This window comes from Thalassotalea nanhaiensis (assembly GCF_031583575.1).
Taxonomy (GTDB): Bacteria; Pseudomonadota; Gammaproteobacteria; order Enterobacterales; family Alteromonadaceae; genus Thalassotalea_A; species Thalassotalea_A nanhaiensis.
In genome coordinates, this window is the sequence record NZ_CP134146.1 from 2,483,169 (window position 1) to 2,497,522 (window position 14,354).

A 14,354-nucleotide genomic window follows, 5' to 3' on the forward strand; every position below is an offset into this window, starting at 1 on the left:
AATGAAAAATACCCAGTAAAAATATAGCTTCAGTCAATAAAGGGTGTGTTTTAACGCCTGCTATTATCCACATTAATCAATATATTGGTCAACAGGTACTCTAAGAATTCGCTTGTGTGTTAAATACACATAGATCAATATTGCTACCATCATGCCTACAAGAGACATTTGAATAGTTGGCAACATAGTGCTTGCAACTGTTACCAAGACACAAATAATCGTGTTACCTAAAATAGCTTTTCGCCAAGGAGGAAATGCATACCAATAAGGTATTTGCTTACCTAAATAGAAAAATACCAAGCCAGTGATAGCCAACAAGCTAAATGTGTACAGATCTAAATCCTCTAATATAGCATGGCGTATAAGGTTGGCTAAAATAAGCAACCCCATACAAAGTAGCAGGTGACTGTATATAACCGCATTTGCGGTTTTAAGGCGTTTAGCTTTTTCTAGAATATGAAAGCTGTCAAAATATACCCACCAAATAGCGCCAATGAGGGCGAAACCTGCCACAGCACCAATAACCGAATTCAGTTGCCAACTAACATCTGACAAAGAACCAACCATAGCAATCATCGACTCACCTAATATTATGATCGCTAATAAGCCAAGGCGTTCAATTAAGTGCACTCTATCAACAGGTAACTTACTGGTTTTGTTCCGTAGCACTATTTGCCAAATGACATCGATTAAGATTCCCAGATAAAAGACAATATATTGAGTTATGCCATCAAAGAAAATACTGCTGGCCGAAATAAAGGCCCCTATACCAATAGACAGTGCCATATCCTTAGCAAAAACAATTTCCTCTCCTCTTTGTGTATGTACATGCAGATAACCTAGCATTAATATCATTCGAACTAGACTATAAAGCGCAACAAATGAAGTAAAGTCTTCAGTTAGACTTGTCTCGGCTAATGTCGATAATACAACTAATACGCCCATTATCGCTAAACTGACTAACCGTTGCTCGCGACTGTCACTATCGAATCGATTCGCGAACAAAGTATGGGTCATCCAAATCCACCAAACGGGAATAAACACCAAAGGAAACCTGACAAGCTGTTCAAAACTTATGTGACCATGATGCGTGTGCGCTAAGTCGTGAGTTATTACGCCAATTACGGCGACAAATACTAAGTCAAAAAATAACTCAAGCCATGTTGCATGGCGGTTATTTGACAGATAAAGCGTTGCCTTCATAAAATTTCTCCAATTAATTGACGCATTTTGTTATTTTTGCTCAACGATAATTGCAGTGATCGTATTATCACCAATATTTGTCACTTGATGCTCCCAACTTTCGTGCCACATAGTAAATCCATCTGCGATGTCTAAAGTATTAGCCCCCTTTCGCGTTGTGATCTTGACCTTACCACCCGCTTCAAAATAAACAGTTTCAGCATTATGTTTGTGCCATTTGTCCTGTTCACCAGGCTTTAACGTCATACGAAGGACAAGCACTTGCTCGTTCTCAAGCAGTACTTCGTATTTATCCGGTGAAGCCAAATGAGCATGAACACTTGCCGCTTCAGCAACGTTAACGAAGGCGAATAAGATCATTAGCGATAACGTCATTAACTTAAAAAAATTGGGCATAGTTCTGTTCCTTATTTATGCATACCACGAATTGGGTAGTTATTGTCTGGGTTTCTTATCCAACCTAAGCCATTAACCAGGGCTTGTAATTCAGGTCTGACAAAGGGGTTATTCGAGATATCGATCACTTGTATTGTGCCTTCACTGTTAACAACAAAGAGGCCTGGTTCAGCAAAAGGATGATCGGTTTCTTGCGCAGAACGAGGATCTGAAATATATAAGCCTAGTGTTTTCATTTGTTCAACCGTTAAGCCGTATGCGAGAGGAAAACTAACATCAAGCTGTTCTAAATGACTTTCAAGTTGTGCTTTACTATCACCGGATACAGCGATCAAATCCACCCCCGTTGCCAGTAATTCATCTTTATAACCTTCAATCTGATTTAGATACTTTGTGCATAGTGGACAATGACGACCTCGATAGACAACAACAAGTTGCCAATCAGCGCCATTATTAGGCTTACCTAAGGTAACGCTCTCACCCGATAACAAGCGTGTTGATATTTCAGGTAAAGCACTGCCAGCATGTAGCTTGTTGGTATAGGTTAATTCTGTAGTCATATTAATCTCCTAAAAATTATTATTAATGTGAGCTTCAAAACGCTTAAAGTCATTCTCGACATCGGCATTCTTCATCACATCAAAGGCCGCGAAAGTATCCATTGATTGCATGCCAAAAAACTTAAAGTTCATGTGCATTGGAAACATTAAATCGTCAACACTTTTACCATTGAAAAACTCAGCATCGTCGTTAAACGCTTCAGCTGGTGCATTGAAGGTTAGTGACATCATGTATTTTTTGCCAGCCAACGTACCACCGGTACCATAATTTTGTTTAGGTTGTACTTCGTTTCTTCCATCACCAACACAAAGCTCGCCGCCCATACCTGCGGTGTATACTTCATCCATATACTTTTTAAATGACCAAGGCATGCCCATCCAGTTACTTGGTGATTGCAATAAGACAATATCTGCCCATTGATGATGCGCCAACTGCTCTTCAACATTTACCTCGTCAGACATTGTAACTACTCGAGTGTTATAACCTTTACCAGCAAGTATGATCTGTGCTCTTTCAACTAACTCGGCATTTAACTTTCCTTCTGAAAATGGGTAATACTGATGGGCATTGATAATTAAAACGTTGTTCATAAAATAACTCCAAAACTGTTCAAAACTTCATTTGACTTTATAAGTGTTCTTAATTCACTTAACTTGTGGTATATTTTAGTTACCTAAAGATATAAATCAATTAGTATACTTTTAGTAACCTACTATTTATTTACGGATATATTATGAAAAGCTTAATAAAAACAGACAGTAAGGGACGGAAAAAAGTTTTAAATGTTTGTGCCGAACCTTGTGCAATAGAAAAAGGTATGCGCTTAATTGGCGGTAAATGGAAGGGCTCCATTATTTATCACTTAAAAGATGAGCCGGTTCGCTTTAATGATTTAACCCGAATGCTTGGTGGCGCCAGCAAAAAAATGGTCGACCAACGTTTAAAGGAACTTGAAGGCGAAGGCATGGTTTTAAGAAAAGTTATTAGCGACAGGCCGGTTGCGGTAACTTATGAACTAACCGATTTTGGTAAAACGGCACTGGGGATTTTAGATGATTTAAGAATTTGGTCGCAGTCCCACAAGATTTAGCAAAGTCGTTTAATTCAAAGTAGTAGAGTTACTTGTTATTAATATCCGATAATTGTTTGATCACTGCTGATAGGTGTTGAGCAAAATGACTATGACCGTCCTGGTCCCAGTGAACACCGTCAATAATGGATGGTTTAACGACACGACCGGCATCAATAAAATTGATATTCAGCTCTTTACTCAATTCATAATATGCCGGCGCTATACGTCTTGAATTGGCTATCATATCAGCAAACTCTTGATCAAGCTCTGCCGTTTCAACTAACGGTGCAGGGGCAACTAAAATGATTTGTGGAGTATGATATGGCGCGTAATCAAACTCCAAAGCTTGCTTACAAAGTGCTTTAGCTCCGTGACGTATATGGTCTATCGTTTGGGCAAAACTTGCTTTAAGGTCGTTTGTGCCCAACATGATGATAACCATGTCTAATGGCCTACAGCTTTCTAAATACAGGTTAAGTGTTTTAGAACCATTGCGAAATGCTCTGCCAGGCTCATCACACGTTGTGGTGCGGCCGTTTAAACCCGCTTCGTAAATGCAAAATTCGTTGCCCAATAAACACTGAGCTATCGTAGTCCACCTGCTTGCTTCATCGTAGCGAAAACCCGAGCCCGGTATATACCCCCATGTATTAGAGTCTCCGAAACACAATATATTTTGCATTTAATACTTTTGCCTTAATAGGTTATACCTGCAAACTATTTGGGTGTTAAAAGGTTTAGCCGGCATTCATCTTATCTGATAAACACTGCTGCCTTGCCAGATATTCCAAAGCTGCACATTCATCGACTGGCGCTTTGCCTGACTTAGCTGAGCTTGAGGACGATGAGTCACTTTCAGTAGATGCGCAACCTGTTAAAAAAACACCTAACAAACAAAGTTTAATTAGTTTATTCATAATTCTCTCCATTTAAGTTATTACTAAACAGCATAGACAAAATGTAGAAGTTTGTTAAATCATTTGCTCATGTTTTGCTCTTGCTGCATCAATGATCTCTTGTGCGACTACTTTCTTTTCATCAACTACCACGGTCGCTGATATTTTATCTTGAATCGCTTGTCGATTTGGATCCCAATACACCTGCAAGAATCCAAGCAATCCGGTTGCAGGCCCTGCAGCATAACCGCCAAAACGGCCAAAACTATCCCACAAAGATAACGGTGTGCCATCCAATTGTAATACGCGAATATTCATCAAGCGTTTGCCTGGTGTTTTACCATTCCAGCGTGCGGTGAAAACGGTAAAATAAAATGCGGCCCAACCAACACCTAAGCCTAAATCGTTGAAAATACCCTTAAATAACTCAATAATTGAGTAAATTGGTCGCTCTGATTTCTTGTCTTTAATATCTTCAATGTCTTCGATATCTTCCAGTGCCTTAAGGGCATTGGCTTCGTCATAATAAGATGGCTTAGTTTCTTCACTTTCAGCTGTCGGCTGCTGTGCAACATCGATATTGTTAACATCTGAAGGGGGCGCTAACGCTGCTTTTTTATCAACTAAATCGATATATTGTTGTTCAAAGTGTGCTAAAAGTTGTGCTTGTTCAACTTGAGGTAATTCAGTAGATTCGCTCACCTCTTTAAATATATCAGTTGACTGGTTAGCATTTAAATCAAGCTCAACCGCTTTGCTAGGAACTTCACTAAACACCTTTTGCCAACAAGGTAATTCACTGCAGTTCTCTTTTTCAGCTGCTTTAATGGTATTGATAACATATCCAGCCATTTTTAATGCCGTAGCTACATCAACATTCTTATCGCCAATGGCAATAACGCCGTTTTCTTTTAATTCTTTTAACTGCTCTTCACTATATTCATCCGTACCGTCACCAAATAACGACTGCATTAATGGAGGTAAAGTGTTTAAAAGTAAAACTAATACAACTATGGCGCCTAAAAAGCGCATAATTGCGCGTCGTTTTCGACCTTTTACTTTTCCTTGTTGCTCTGCCCTGCGTTTACTTCCAGTTCGAAAAGCCATTATTGCAAACGCTATCGCTAACAACTCACCACCAGCCCCACTCAATGCTGCGATAAGTAAAAAATCTACCGAAATAGCAATCCCACGCTTCCATGGACTTGCTATTGCCGTACCAAACAAATCATCATTAAATTTAAAGGCAAAAGGCGTGATAATTTCTTGAGTTTCATCAAAGGTTAATTTCTTTTTACTTTTTTTGAAGATGTTTCTCATAAAACTTCCTTTGTAGTTTTTATTATTAGTTTTAGGCTCATCACAAACAGCTTACGACTTGAGCCGGTTTACAACAATTCTTTAATACCTGCCGATAATCCTTCAATCGTCATTGGATACATTCTGTTCGCCATCAGTTGTTTCATTAATCCTATTGATTGGTAATAATTCCAATACTTTAATGGTTGTGGGTTTAACCAAATACAATTATCAAAATGTGCGGTAATACGCTCTAACCAAACACTACCGGGCTCTTCATTCCAATGTTCAACACTTCCACCAGGATAAGCTATTTCATAAGGTCCCATCGTAGCGTCGCCAACGAAAATTATTTTATAATCTTTTGAAAACCGATGAATAATATCCCACACATCCAGTGTTTCTTGGTAACGACGGCCATTGTCATGCCAAACGTGCTCGTATACACAATTATGAAAATAGAAATATTCTAGATGTTTAAACTCAGTATGAACAGCTGAAAACAGTTCTTCACATACCTTAATATAATCATCCATTGAGCCACCAACATCAAAAAACATTAATACTTTTATAGCATTATGACGTTCGGGTTGCATTTTTACATCAAGATAGCCGGCATTCTTCGCCGTCGCTCTTATGGTGTGGTCCAGATCAAGCTCTTCCCCTGCCCCTGTGCGAGCAAATTGGCGCAGCTTTCGTAAGGCGATTTTAATGTTACGTGTGCCTAGCTCAACACTTGAGTCTAAGTTTTTAAACTCTCGTTTATCCCACACTTTAGCAGCGCTAAAATTACGATTGCCATCTTGGCCAATTCTTACACCACCGGGATGATAACCATGGGCTCCAAACGCTGATGTACCACCAGTGCCTATCCATTTGTTACCGCCTTGGTGGCGTTTTTCTTGTTCAGCCAAGCGCTCTTTTAAAGTTTTCATCAGCTCATCTAAGCCGCCAAACTTTTTAACTTTGGCTTTATCTTCTTCGCTTAAATGTTTAACAAAACGTTTTTCCAGCCAGTCTTTTGGAATGCCAGATAAATCTAACTCAACATTTGCTACGCCTTCAAAGTAGTTGGCGAAGGCTCTATCAAATTTATCAAAGTGACTTTCATCTTTAACCAATATCACTCGTGATAACGTATAAAAGTCATCGATAGAACAAAATATCACATGCTTTTTCATCGCACTGAGTAAATCAAGCAACTCGCGAAGTGTACAAGGCACTCTATATTCGCGTAGCTTGATAAAAAAATCTAACAGCATTAACGCTCACCACGATGCATAAACGCTAGCTTTTCGAATAAATGCACATCTTGTTCATTCTTCAAAAGAGCACCATGTAATGGAGGGATTGATTTATTTTTACTGGTTTCATGCAACACTTCAGTTGGAATATCTTCGGCAACTAATAATTTTAACCAATCTATCAGCTCTGACGTAGATGGTTTTTTCTTTAATCCTGGAATTTCTCTCAAGTTGAAAAATACAGCCAACGCCTCATCCAATAATGTTTGTTTTAATCCTTCAAAGTGAACATCAACAATGCTTTGCATTTCAGCTTTTTCAGGAAACTTAATGTAATGGAAAAAACAACGACGTAAAAAAGCATCAGGCAGTTCTTTTTCATTGTTAGAAGTAATAATTACAATTGGACGCTGTTTAGCAACAACTTTTTCTTGAGTTTCATACACATAAAACTCCATTTTATCGAGCTCTAACAGTAAGTCATTTGGAAATTCGATATCCGCTTTATCAATTTCATCAATAAGTAATACCGGGCGTTTGTCTGCAGTAAATGCTTGCCAAAGTTTACCTTTAACAATGTAATTACTGATGTCTTTTACGCCTTCGCTACCAAGTTGACTGTCACGCAAACGAGAAACGGCATCGTATTCATACAAGCCTTGTTGTGCACGCGTAGTCGACTTTATGTGCCATTGGATCAAATCGGTACCTAATGCATCTGCCAACTCTTCTGCAAGCATAGTTTTACCTGTACCTGGTTCGCCTTTAATTAATAATGGTTTTTCAAGCGCAATAGCTGCGTTTACAGCAAGTTGTAAGTCTTGGCTGGCGATGTAATTTTTGGTGCCTTTAAATGTACTCATGGGATCCTTGGAAATTTAGCAATTGGTGTTATACCAAATGGTAATAACTACAATAAAACAAACAGTTATTAGTTATATCGTTCTGTTACTTTCTAAAATATGAAAACGGTGTAGTCTTAACTACAATTAACTAATTATTTAGCGAATCTTAACGCGATTTAACCGAATTTCAAAGGACTTAACCATGACAAACTCATTTCAAAACAATCCAGATACTATTGGTAAAACGCCATTAGTAAAACTAAACAGTGTAACTGGTGGTAATGTATTCGCCAAAATTGAAGCGAGAAACCCTAGCTTCAGTGTGAAGTGTCGTATTGGCGCGAATATGATTTGGGATGCCGAGAAAAAAGGCACGCTTAAAAAAGGCATCACTATTGTAGAGCCAACCAGTGGTAATACTGGTATAGCCTTAGCGTTTGTTGCCGCATCTAAAGGTTATGACTTAATTTTAACTATGCCGCATACCATGAGTTTAGAGCGTCGTAAGTTACTTGTTGCATTGGGCGCAAAATTAGAGTTAACGGATGGCGCGAAAGGCATGAAGGGCGCAATCGAAAAAGCTGAAGAAATTAAAGCACAAGATCCAAGTAAATATTTAATTTTAGGCCAATTTGATAACCCGGCAAACCCTGAAATTCACGAACTAACAACTGGTCCTGAAATTTGGAATGATCTTGATGGTAATATTGATATTTTTGTTGCTGGTGTTGGTACTGGTGGAACAATTACCGGTGTTAGTCGTTATATTAAAAACACCAAAGGAAAAGCAATTCAATCAGTTGCCGTAGAGCCTGAAGATTCTCCAGTAATCGGGCAAAAGTTAGCAGGTGAAGAATTAACTCCAGGGCCACACAAAATACAAGGTATTGGCGCAGGTTTCATTCCTGGTAATCTGGATCTTTCTATAGTGGACTCTGTTGAGCGTGTTTCAAATGATGACTCAATAGCAATGGCGCATCGTTTAATGAAAGAAGAAGGTATTTTAGCAGGTATTTCATCTGGTGCTGCAGTTGTAGCGGCTAAACGTTTAGCTGAAAAACCTGAAAATGCTGATAAGAACATTGTTGTGATTTTGGCCAGCTCGGCTGAACGTTACTTATCAAGTCCATTGTTTGCAGATATATTTTCTGAAGCTGAACTTTCTCAGTAAACAATCTTAGATTTAAATAAAAAGGGGTCAGTGACCCCTTTTCTATCTTTAGTTACTAAAAACCTTACCTTCACGGCGTGGATCTGCACCACCAACCAGTTTATCTTTTATTACTTCAATACCATGAATACCACTGTTTAAATCTCTAACAGATACTTTATGCCCCATAGATTCGAGGGTTGATTTATAGTTCGCAATATCGGTACCTTTTTCTAAAGTTGTGGCATCGTTACGATTCGTGACTTTCGGTAGATTAATAGCAGATTGAATATCAAGTCCCCAATCTAATACGCCCACCATAGTTTGCGCCACATAATTGATAATTCGGCTACCACCTGGCGAGCCAACAACCAATCTAAGACTTCCATCTTGATTAAACACCATAGTAGGTGCCATAGAGCTTCGAGGTCGTTTAAACGGCTCTAAGCGATTTGCTACTGCAACACCGTTTACCATAGGAGCTAATGAAAAATCAGTAAGTTGGTTATTTAGTAAAAAACCTTCCACAAATACCGCTGAGCCAAATGCCATTTCGACACTTGTGGTCATTGAAATAGCGTTGCCCTGTGCATCAACAATTGATATGTGCGAGGTTGATGGCATTTCAATGGCATTATCATCTGCCAGTTTTGCAGTATTGTGGAACTGACCTGCTACGGCATTACCCATATCCTTTTCCAGCGAGATCAAATCCCCTCGTTTACTTAGGTAACTTGCATCAATTAATTGCTCTACCGGTACGTTAACAAAATCAGGGTCGGCAATATATTTTGCTCTGTCGGCAAAGGCTAAACGTGAGCTTTGGGTAAACAGGTGCAAGGCGTTAATATCATTAGCTGGGTATTGCGCTAAATTATGCTGCTCTAGTTGTTTTAATATTTGAATAACCGCTACCCCACCAGAGCTTGGTGGTGGCATACCGCACACTTCATAGATATGGTAAGAACTGCAAATGGCGTTACTTTCAGTGGCTCTGTAATTTGCCATATCAGTTAACGAAAGACGGCCCGGCGCTATTGCAGAGTTTCTCACACTATTAACAATACTTTCAGCGATCCAACCTTGGTAGAAAACTTTTGTTCCTTGTTCAGCAATCGCCTTATAAACTTTTGCCAGAGCCGGATTTTTAAGTAACGTTCCGGCAGCAACCGCTTGTCCGTTTGGAAAGAAATAATTACTCGCTGCGGGTAATTTCTTTATACCTGGGTTAAACGCCATTGAAACAAGCTTGGCCATACGAGGGGATACAACAAAACCTTGCTCTGCCAGCATGATGGCATCATCAAATAATACAGACCAAGGTAAGCTTCCGTGTTTTTTATGGGCATCTTCTAACGCTTTTAAAACACCTGGCACACCGACACTGCGCCCACCTACTACTGCGTCAATCCAGCGCACAGGCTTACCCTGTTCATTTAAAAATTGATCTTGGCTGGCATGCTCAGGCGCCACTTCTCGTCCATCAAACGTAGTTAAATGCTTATTTGAATTATCAAAATGCAATATAAATGCACCACCACCAATGCCTGAGGATTGTGGCTCAACAAGGGTTAACACTAATTGCACCGCAATTGCTGCATCAATTGCATTGCCGCCCTTTTCTAAAATGTTAAAACCGGCCTCACTTGCATATGGATTTGCTGCAGCAACCATATACTTTTTACCTACTACCGTTTGAGATTCTTGCAGCCCTGTTGCAGCTTCAGGCTCTCTATCTTCACGAACCTCTGTATTACTTGTTTGGTCAAGGGTACAGGCTGAAGTGAACAGCATTAAAGCGATAAGGGTAAATAGTTTTAACTTATTGAGCACGTGAGATCCTTTAGGTTTTATTTTTGTTCGCGAGTGACAATTGAAATTGATTGAATTTATTAAAGCTGTCAAGTAATGGCGCATATTTGTCATTATCACCTTCTAAGGCAATTAGTGCATGAGCGCAGGCTTCTAGTGACGATACATCACTGTCTTTGTGATGCTTGCGAATAACATACTGACTTTTTATATCATTTGCCAGAGTGATTTTATTTAAACTGTGCAGCTTTGTGGATAATTGGTACATGCGATAGGCTTTTTTCCAGGTACCATCCAGTATGAGTATGATGGTTTTCTTTCTCATCGCATTTGTTTGCTCACTGGCAACAATCGCACTTTCTTCAGGGTAAAGTAGCAATACATTATTATCTTCATCATTTATGAGGCTGTTTAATGTTTCATTATCATTAAAATTTTCACCAACGATAATACTAGATTTTTGCAAACTTAAATGCGCCAACATAGCAGTGCCCTTGGCTTGTTTCTCTTCAGTTGGATGTTGAAGAAAAACCACACTTACATCGTTTTCAATGCGACTGCACAAATTACAGATACATGTGACTAGCGGTCGTTGACACCTTGTGCAATACTGTCTGCTCATAACACCTGCAAGCAATAGCTTGTTTAATAAAAATAATTAACCGTATTATACCTCCTATGTTGAAGTTGTCTTTACCTTTTAATTCACAAGCATTTACCATTCCTTTATCTATTTTCGTTGTCGCAGTTATCGTTTACTTGTTACCTGACGGGATAACAGAGTACTTAATTTATGATCGTAATAAAATTATAGATGGTGACTATTGGCGCTTTGTTACTGGACATTTTGCCCATACAAACTTTAACCACCTGTTATTAAACCTAGCGGGCTTAACAATGCTTTGGGCGTTGCATGGCGATCATTACACGAATAAAACCTACAGCGAGTCATTTTTACTTTCAGCTGTTGTTTGTAGTATTGGTATATTTTACTTTGTACCCGATATGACCCGTTATGTCGGTTTATCTGGCGTGTTGCATGGTATTTTTGTGTGGGGTGCAATTTGTGACATTCAAAAAGGCTGGAAATCTGGTTACTTATTACTGATAGGTGTATGGGGAAAAATAATTTACGAACAAGTCTTTGGTGCCAGTGCTGATGTTGAAGCGTTAATCAATGCATCTGTCGCTATAGATGCCCACCTTTGGGGTGCCATTGGCGGGTTAATATTACCAATCATTCTATTTATAAAGAAATTGACTAATAACACTGCCACCTAAGTTCGACATCTTTATACAGTCTAGAAATAAGCCAATCTTATAATAGATTGGCATTACCTCTTCTTTAAGTTGATGACTTATCTATTTTTTAGATATTGTATCTGGGGATGATAACCCTTTGCGGTGTACCCAAATTGAATAGCTGGTTTCGCTAAAATTTTCACCATATTCTTCTAATAATTGTTGAGCATCTTCTTTTGAATTCATTTGCTCACTCAAGCGTACAAAAAATGATTTTTCTTGCGGCATCATGTCGGCGTAACTTTCATGGCCAACAACTAGCTGTAGCATAGGTTTACCACCAATACGGCTGTTCCAAGACCAACTTTCAGGCCACTGCATTTGTTTAGCGGCATCACTTATCGCTTTAATTGACGCTTGCATTTTAAAGCCTTCACCGGGTTTTGGATAAAGCGTATCTACTGAAAAGTACTTAAATTGTTTGCTGGTGTCCCACGAGCTGTTTTCACTATCAACCTTGCTATAAAAATGCTCTCTATGTTTGATGTATTTAACGACTTTTTCACGCCAATGTTTAGATGTTTTTGCTTCCTTGCTCCAGGCATTATGCTCGCTAATTTTATCCCAATTGGTACAACAAGCTCGTAAAACATAGGTATTAAGTTGTTCACCAATCACTTGCGTATATACATTCCAATTTACCTGTTCGCCTTTATCAACCCTATATTGCATATGTTCTTTCAACGCTTTCTCAAAGGCTTGCTTGTGAACATTATCGATTGTTATCACCCATACATCAGTTAAAGGCGTTGTGTTTTCTTCAGCTTTTAAGCCAAAAGACAATAAACAAAGCATCAATACTAGAGATAAACTTAACTGGATTTTTTTCATTGTGTTTCCTAATACAAAGTAAATTAAACCATTGAAATTACTATAGTTGATAATTTTCAGAAACTCATAATTAAATAAAGGAAAAAGTAACGAGATTGCTAGAAACGGCAGTACTAGAAGCGAGATTAATAGAAACGAGATACTAAGAGCAGGTTTGGGTAATGTCTCTATGGCTTATGAAACCCTAAAAGTACTTTTTAGTACTCAACCTGAATGTAAAACAATAAACTGCTTTTCGTTTCTCGTTTCTCGAAATAGATTTATCTATTTATCTATTCACAACTATAATAAATGAACTTCAAACTTGCTAAAGGAACTAGCATGTTATTCGAAAATTTAGACGTATGGAAACGTTCATCTCACTTGGCCTGTCAAGTCTATCTTCATTTTGATAACTGCAATAACTATGGTTTTAAAGATCAAATAACGAGATCAGCATTATCTATTCCATCGAATATTGCAGAAGGTGAAGAGAGGCAAACTAGTAAAGAAAAGATTAGGTTTTTGTATTATTCGAAAGGCTCGACAGGTGAATTAGTAACTCAACTTTATATTGGCATAAAAATAGGTTTTATAAATAAGGAGCTTGGCTTGAGCCTTATTAATGAAACTAAACAAATTTCTAGAATGATTGGCGCGATGATTAAAAAGAAACGAGATTGCTAGAGACGAGAAACTAAGTGCGGGTTTTGGGGACCTTTCATTGTTTAATTAAATTTTAAAATATTGCTATTTTAATTAATGTATAAATTAGATTGCTATCAACGAGAGACTAAGTGCGAGTTAATGGTTAGGCTGCGGTGTTTTATGAAACTATATGAAAACATTTAAGGTTTAACCAGAATCAAAAACAATAAACTGTTTTTCGTTTCTAGTTTCTAGTTTCTTTGATTTTGATGAGTACTTGTATCAGGATAACCACACTCTTAATTTAATAAAGAAAGTGGTCGGCCGTGAAGGATTTGAACCTTCGACAAATTGGTTAAAAGCCAACTGCTCTACCAGCTGAGCTAACGGCCGATACAAGGGTATACTTTGAGTGCTAAATGAATTGGTCGGCCGTGAAGGATTTGAACCTTCGACCTATTTGGGTATAAACGTTAAAAGCCTCGGCTTTTAATATACTCAAACACCTTTCATTTTTTACATTTGAATGAATTGGTCGGCCGTGAAGGATTTGAACCTTCGACAAATTGGTTAAAAGCCAACTGCTCTACCAGCTGAGCTAACGGCCGAATTCATTTTTTACTAGGTTGTTTATATCACAACTACTATCTTTAACTTTAAAGAAAGTGGTCGGCCGTGAAGGATTTGAACCTTCGACAAATTGGTTAAAAGCCAACTGCTCTACCAGCTGAGCTAACGGCCGATATAAACTTTACAAAAACTATTATCTTTAAAGAAAGTGGTCGTTCATTAAGGTATGAACTTTCGACCTATTTGGGAGTAAATGTTAAAAGCCTTGGCTTTTAATTTTCATCCCAAAACTATTCTTCTAAAGGAAGTGGTCGGCCGTGAAGGATTTGAACCTTCGACAAATTGGTTAAAAGCCAACTGCTCTACCAGCTGAGCTAACGGCCGCCATAGTTTTATTACATTGAAGTTGGTGCCTCAATGCGGGGCATATGATACTGATAATAATTATTAGTGCAACAACAAATTTCAGTTTTTTTAAAAAATAAGTTTGTATGTGCAAAAAGAGAGCAGATAGAGCAAGTTATCGTCAAAGTATGTAATCAATTG

General features: G+C 38.4%; 16 protein-coding genes and 4 tRNA genes. 4 read left to right on the forward strand and 16 right to left on the reverse strand.

Translation table 11 applies throughout. The annotated features are described in order from the left end of the window. Positions 1 to 72: 72 nt before the first annotated feature. Genes RI845_RS10900 through RI845_RS10915 form a run of 4 tightly spaced genes read right to left on the reverse strand, consistent with a single transcriptional unit; the run spans position 73 to position 2,750 of the window. Complete coding sequence (locus tag RI845_RS10900) at positions 73 to 1,203, reverse strand: low temperature requirement protein A (protein ID WP_348386200.1); 1,131 nt, start codon at positions 1,201 to 1,203, stop codon at positions 73 to 75. A gap of 30 nt (positions 1,204 to 1,233) precedes the next feature. Next, positions 1,234 to 1,599 carry a cupin domain-containing protein gene (locus RI845_RS10905; protein ID WP_348386201.1) on the reverse strand — a complete coding sequence of 122 codons (366 nt, stop codon included), beginning with the start codon at positions 1,597 to 1,599 and terminating at the stop codon, positions 1,234 to 1,236. Between the two features lie 11 nt (positions 1,600 to 1,610). After that, positions 1,611 to 2,159 carry a peroxiredoxin-like family protein gene (locus tag RI845_RS10910; RefSeq protein WP_348386202.1) on the reverse strand — a complete coding sequence of 183 codons (549 nt, stop codon included), beginning with the start codon at positions 2,157 to 2,159 and terminating at the stop codon, positions 1,611 to 1,613. 9 nt (positions 2,160 to 2,168) lie between these two features. After that, positions 2,169 to 2,750, reverse strand: a complete 582-nt coding sequence (locus tag RI845_RS10915) for an NAD(P)H-dependent oxidoreductase (RefSeq protein ID WP_348386203.1) — start codon at positions 2,748 to 2,750, stop codon at positions 2,169 to 2,171. Positions 2,751 to 2,893: 143 nt separating this feature from the next. Between RI845_RS10915 and RI845_RS10920 the strand changes: the two genes are divergently transcribed. Further along, positions 2,894 to 3,250 (forward strand): winged helix-turn-helix transcriptional regulator, encoded by a 357-nt coding sequence (locus tag RI845_RS10920; RefSeq protein ID WP_348386204.1) that lies wholly within the window; start codon positions 2,894 to 2,896, stop codon positions 3,248 to 3,250. 28 nt (positions 3,251 to 3,278) lie between these two features. Here RI845_RS10920 and RI845_RS10925 read toward each other — a convergent pair whose 3' ends face one another. The 5 genes from RI845_RS10925 to RI845_RS10945 all read right to left on the reverse strand — a co-directional run bounded on the left by RI845_RS10925 (position 3,279) and on the right by RI845_RS10945 (position 7,534). Beyond that, positions 3,279 to 3,914, reverse strand: a complete 636-nt coding sequence (locus tag RI845_RS10925) for an SGNH/GDSL hydrolase family protein (RefSeq protein WP_348386205.1) — start codon at positions 3,912 to 3,914, stop codon at positions 3,279 to 3,281. A gap of 55 nt (positions 3,915 to 3,969) precedes the next feature. After that, positions 3,970 to 4,149 carry a hypothetical protein gene (locus tag RI845_RS10930; RefSeq protein WP_348386206.1) on the reverse strand — a complete coding sequence of 60 codons (180 nt, stop codon included), beginning with the start codon at positions 4,147 to 4,149 and terminating at the stop codon, positions 3,970 to 3,972. 54 nt (positions 4,150 to 4,203) lie between these two features. Next, complete coding sequence (locus RI845_RS10935; RefSeq protein ID WP_348386207.1) at positions 4,204 to 5,448, reverse strand: RDD family protein; 1,245 nt, start codon at positions 5,446 to 5,448, stop codon at positions 4,204 to 4,206. A 68-nt stretch (positions 5,449 to 5,516) separates the two neighbouring features. Further along, the gene (locus RI845_RS10940) at positions 5,517 to 6,689 is read right to left on the reverse strand and encodes a vWA domain-containing protein (RefSeq protein WP_348386208.1); all 1,173 of its coding nucleotides are present in this window, start codon (positions 6,687 to 6,689) and stop codon (positions 5,517 to 5,519) included. Further along, positions 6,689 to 7,534 carry an AAA family ATPase gene (locus RI845_RS10945; protein WP_348386209.1) on the reverse strand — a complete coding sequence of 282 codons (846 nt, stop codon included), beginning with the start codon at positions 7,532 to 7,534 and terminating at the stop codon, positions 6,689 to 6,691. Before RI845_RS10945 ends, RI845_RS10940 begins: the two co-directional genes overlap by 1 nt. A gap of 184 nt (positions 7,535 to 7,718) precedes the next feature. Between RI845_RS10945 and cysK the strand changes: the two genes are divergently transcribed. Further along, the gene (gene cysK / locus RI845_RS10950; RefSeq protein ID WP_348386210.1) at positions 7,719 to 8,687 is read left to right on the forward strand and encodes a cysteine synthase A; all 969 of its coding nucleotides are present in this window, start codon (positions 7,719 to 7,721) and stop codon (positions 8,685 to 8,687) included. A 48-nt stretch (positions 8,688 to 8,735) separates the two neighbouring features. Here cysK and ggt read toward each other — a convergent pair whose 3' ends face one another. Continuing rightward, positions 8,736 to 10,460, reverse strand: a complete 1,725-nt coding sequence (ggt, locus tag RI845_RS10955; RefSeq protein ID WP_348389536.1) for a gamma-glutamyltransferase — start codon at positions 10,458 to 10,460, stop codon at positions 8,736 to 8,738. A gap of 49 nt (positions 10,461 to 10,509) precedes the next feature. Then, the gene (locus tag RI845_RS10960) at positions 10,510 to 11,100 is read right to left on the reverse strand and encodes a tRNA-uridine aminocarboxypropyltransferase (protein WP_348386211.1); all 591 of its coding nucleotides are present in this window, start codon (positions 11,098 to 11,100) and stop codon (positions 10,510 to 10,512) included. A 56-nt stretch (positions 11,101 to 11,156) separates the two neighbouring features. Between RI845_RS10960 and rrtA the strand changes: the two genes are divergently transcribed. Then, entirely contained in the window at positions 11,157 to 11,759 is a 603-nt protein-coding gene (rrtA, locus tag RI845_RS10965; protein ID WP_348386212.1) for a rhombosortase, read from the forward strand. Between the two features lie 81 nt (positions 11,760 to 11,840). Here the strand turns inward: rrtA and RI845_RS10970 are convergent, their stop codons facing one another. After that, positions 11,841 to 12,611 carry a hypothetical protein gene (locus RI845_RS10970; RefSeq protein ID WP_348386213.1) on the reverse strand — a complete coding sequence of 257 codons (771 nt, stop codon included), beginning with the start codon at positions 12,609 to 12,611 and terminating at the stop codon, positions 11,841 to 11,843. Positions 12,612 to 12,932: 321 nt separating this feature from the next. Here RI845_RS10970 and RI845_RS10975 point away from each other — a divergent pair, with 321 nt between their 5' ends. Further along, positions 12,933 to 13,277 (forward strand): four helix bundle protein, encoded by a 345-nt coding sequence (locus RI845_RS10975; RefSeq protein WP_348386214.1) that lies wholly within the window; start codon positions 12,933 to 12,935, stop codon positions 13,275 to 13,277. Positions 13,278 to 13,555: 278 nt separating this feature from the next. Here RI845_RS10975 and RI845_RS10980 read toward each other — a convergent pair. The 4 genes from RI845_RS10980 to RI845_RS10995 all read right to left on the reverse strand — a co-directional run bounded on the left by RI845_RS10980 (position 13,556) and on the right by RI845_RS10995 (position 14,192). Then, positions 13,556 to 13,631, reverse strand: a tRNA-Lys gene (locus RI845_RS10980). Between the two features lie 139 nt (positions 13,632 to 13,770). Continuing rightward, positions 13,771 to 13,846, reverse strand: a tRNA-Lys gene (locus RI845_RS10985). A gap of 58 nt (positions 13,847 to 13,904) precedes the next feature. Continuing rightward, a tRNA-Lys gene (locus RI845_RS10990) sits at positions 13,905 to 13,980 on the reverse strand. A 136-nt stretch (positions 13,981 to 14,116) separates the two neighbouring features. Beyond that, a tRNA-Lys gene (locus RI845_RS10995) sits at positions 14,117 to 14,192 on the reverse strand. Positions 14,193 to 14,354: the final 162 nt, after the last annotated feature.

Excerpts from the sequence above, each read along its gene's own strand:
- RI845_RS10900 (WP_348386200.1), bottom strand. The coding sequence starts at position 1,203 with ATGAAGGCAACGCTTTATCTGTCAAATAACCGCCATGCAACATGGCTT.
- RI845_RS10905 (WP_348386201.1), bottom strand. The coding sequence starts at position 1,599 with ATGCCCAATTTTTTTAAGTTAATGACGTTATCGCTAATGATCTTATTC.
- RI845_RS10910 (WP_348386202.1), bottom strand. The coding sequence starts at position 2,159 with ATGACTACAGAATTAACCTATACCAACAAGCTACATGCTGGCAGTGCT.
- RI845_RS10915 (WP_348386203.1), bottom strand. The coding sequence starts at position 2,750 with ATGAACAACGTTTTAATTATCAATGCCCATCAGTATTACCCATTTTCA.
- RI845_RS10920 (WP_348386204.1), top strand. The coding sequence starts at position 2,894 with ATGAAAAGCTTAATAAAAACAGACAGTAAGGGACGGAAAAAAGTTTTA.
- RI845_RS10925 (WP_348386205.1), bottom strand. The coding sequence starts at position 3,914 with ATGCAAAATATATTGTGTTTCGGAGACTCTAATACATGGGGGTATATA.
- RI845_RS10930 (WP_348386206.1), bottom strand. The coding sequence starts at position 4,149 with ATGAATAAACTAATTAAACTTTGTTTGTTAGGTGTTTTTTTAACAGGT.
- RI845_RS10935 (WP_348386207.1), bottom strand. The coding sequence starts at position 5,448 with ATGAGAAACATCTTCAAAAAAAGTAAAAAGAAATTAACCTTTGATGAA.
- RI845_RS10940 (WP_348386208.1), bottom strand. The coding sequence starts at position 6,689 with ATGCTGTTAGATTTTTTTATCAAGCTACGCGAATATAGAGTGCCTTGT.
- RI845_RS10945 (WP_348386209.1), bottom strand. The coding sequence starts at position 7,534 with ATGAGTACATTTAAAGGCACCAAAAATTACATCGCCAGCCAAGACTTA.
- cysK (WP_348386210.1), top strand. The coding sequence starts at position 7,719 with ATGACAAACTCATTTCAAAACAATCCAGATACTATTGGTAAAACGCCA.
- ggt (WP_348389536.1), bottom strand. The coding sequence starts at position 10,460 with ATGCTGTTCACTTCAGCCTGTACCCTTGACCAAACAAGTAATACAGAG.
- RI845_RS10960 (WP_348386211.1), bottom strand. The coding sequence starts at position 11,100 with ATGAGCAGACAGTATTGCACAAGGTGTCAACGACCGCTAGTCACATGT.
- rrtA (WP_348386212.1), top strand. The coding sequence starts at position 11,157 with ATGTTGAAGTTGTCTTTACCTTTTAATTCACAAGCATTTACCATTCCT.
- RI845_RS10970 (WP_348386213.1), bottom strand. The coding sequence starts at position 12,611 with ATGAAAAAAATCCAGTTAAGTTTATCTCTAGTATTGATGCTTTGTTTA.
- RI845_RS10975 (WP_348386214.1), top strand. The coding sequence starts at position 12,933 with ATGTTATTCGAAAATTTAGACGTATGGAAACGTTCATCTCACTTGGCC.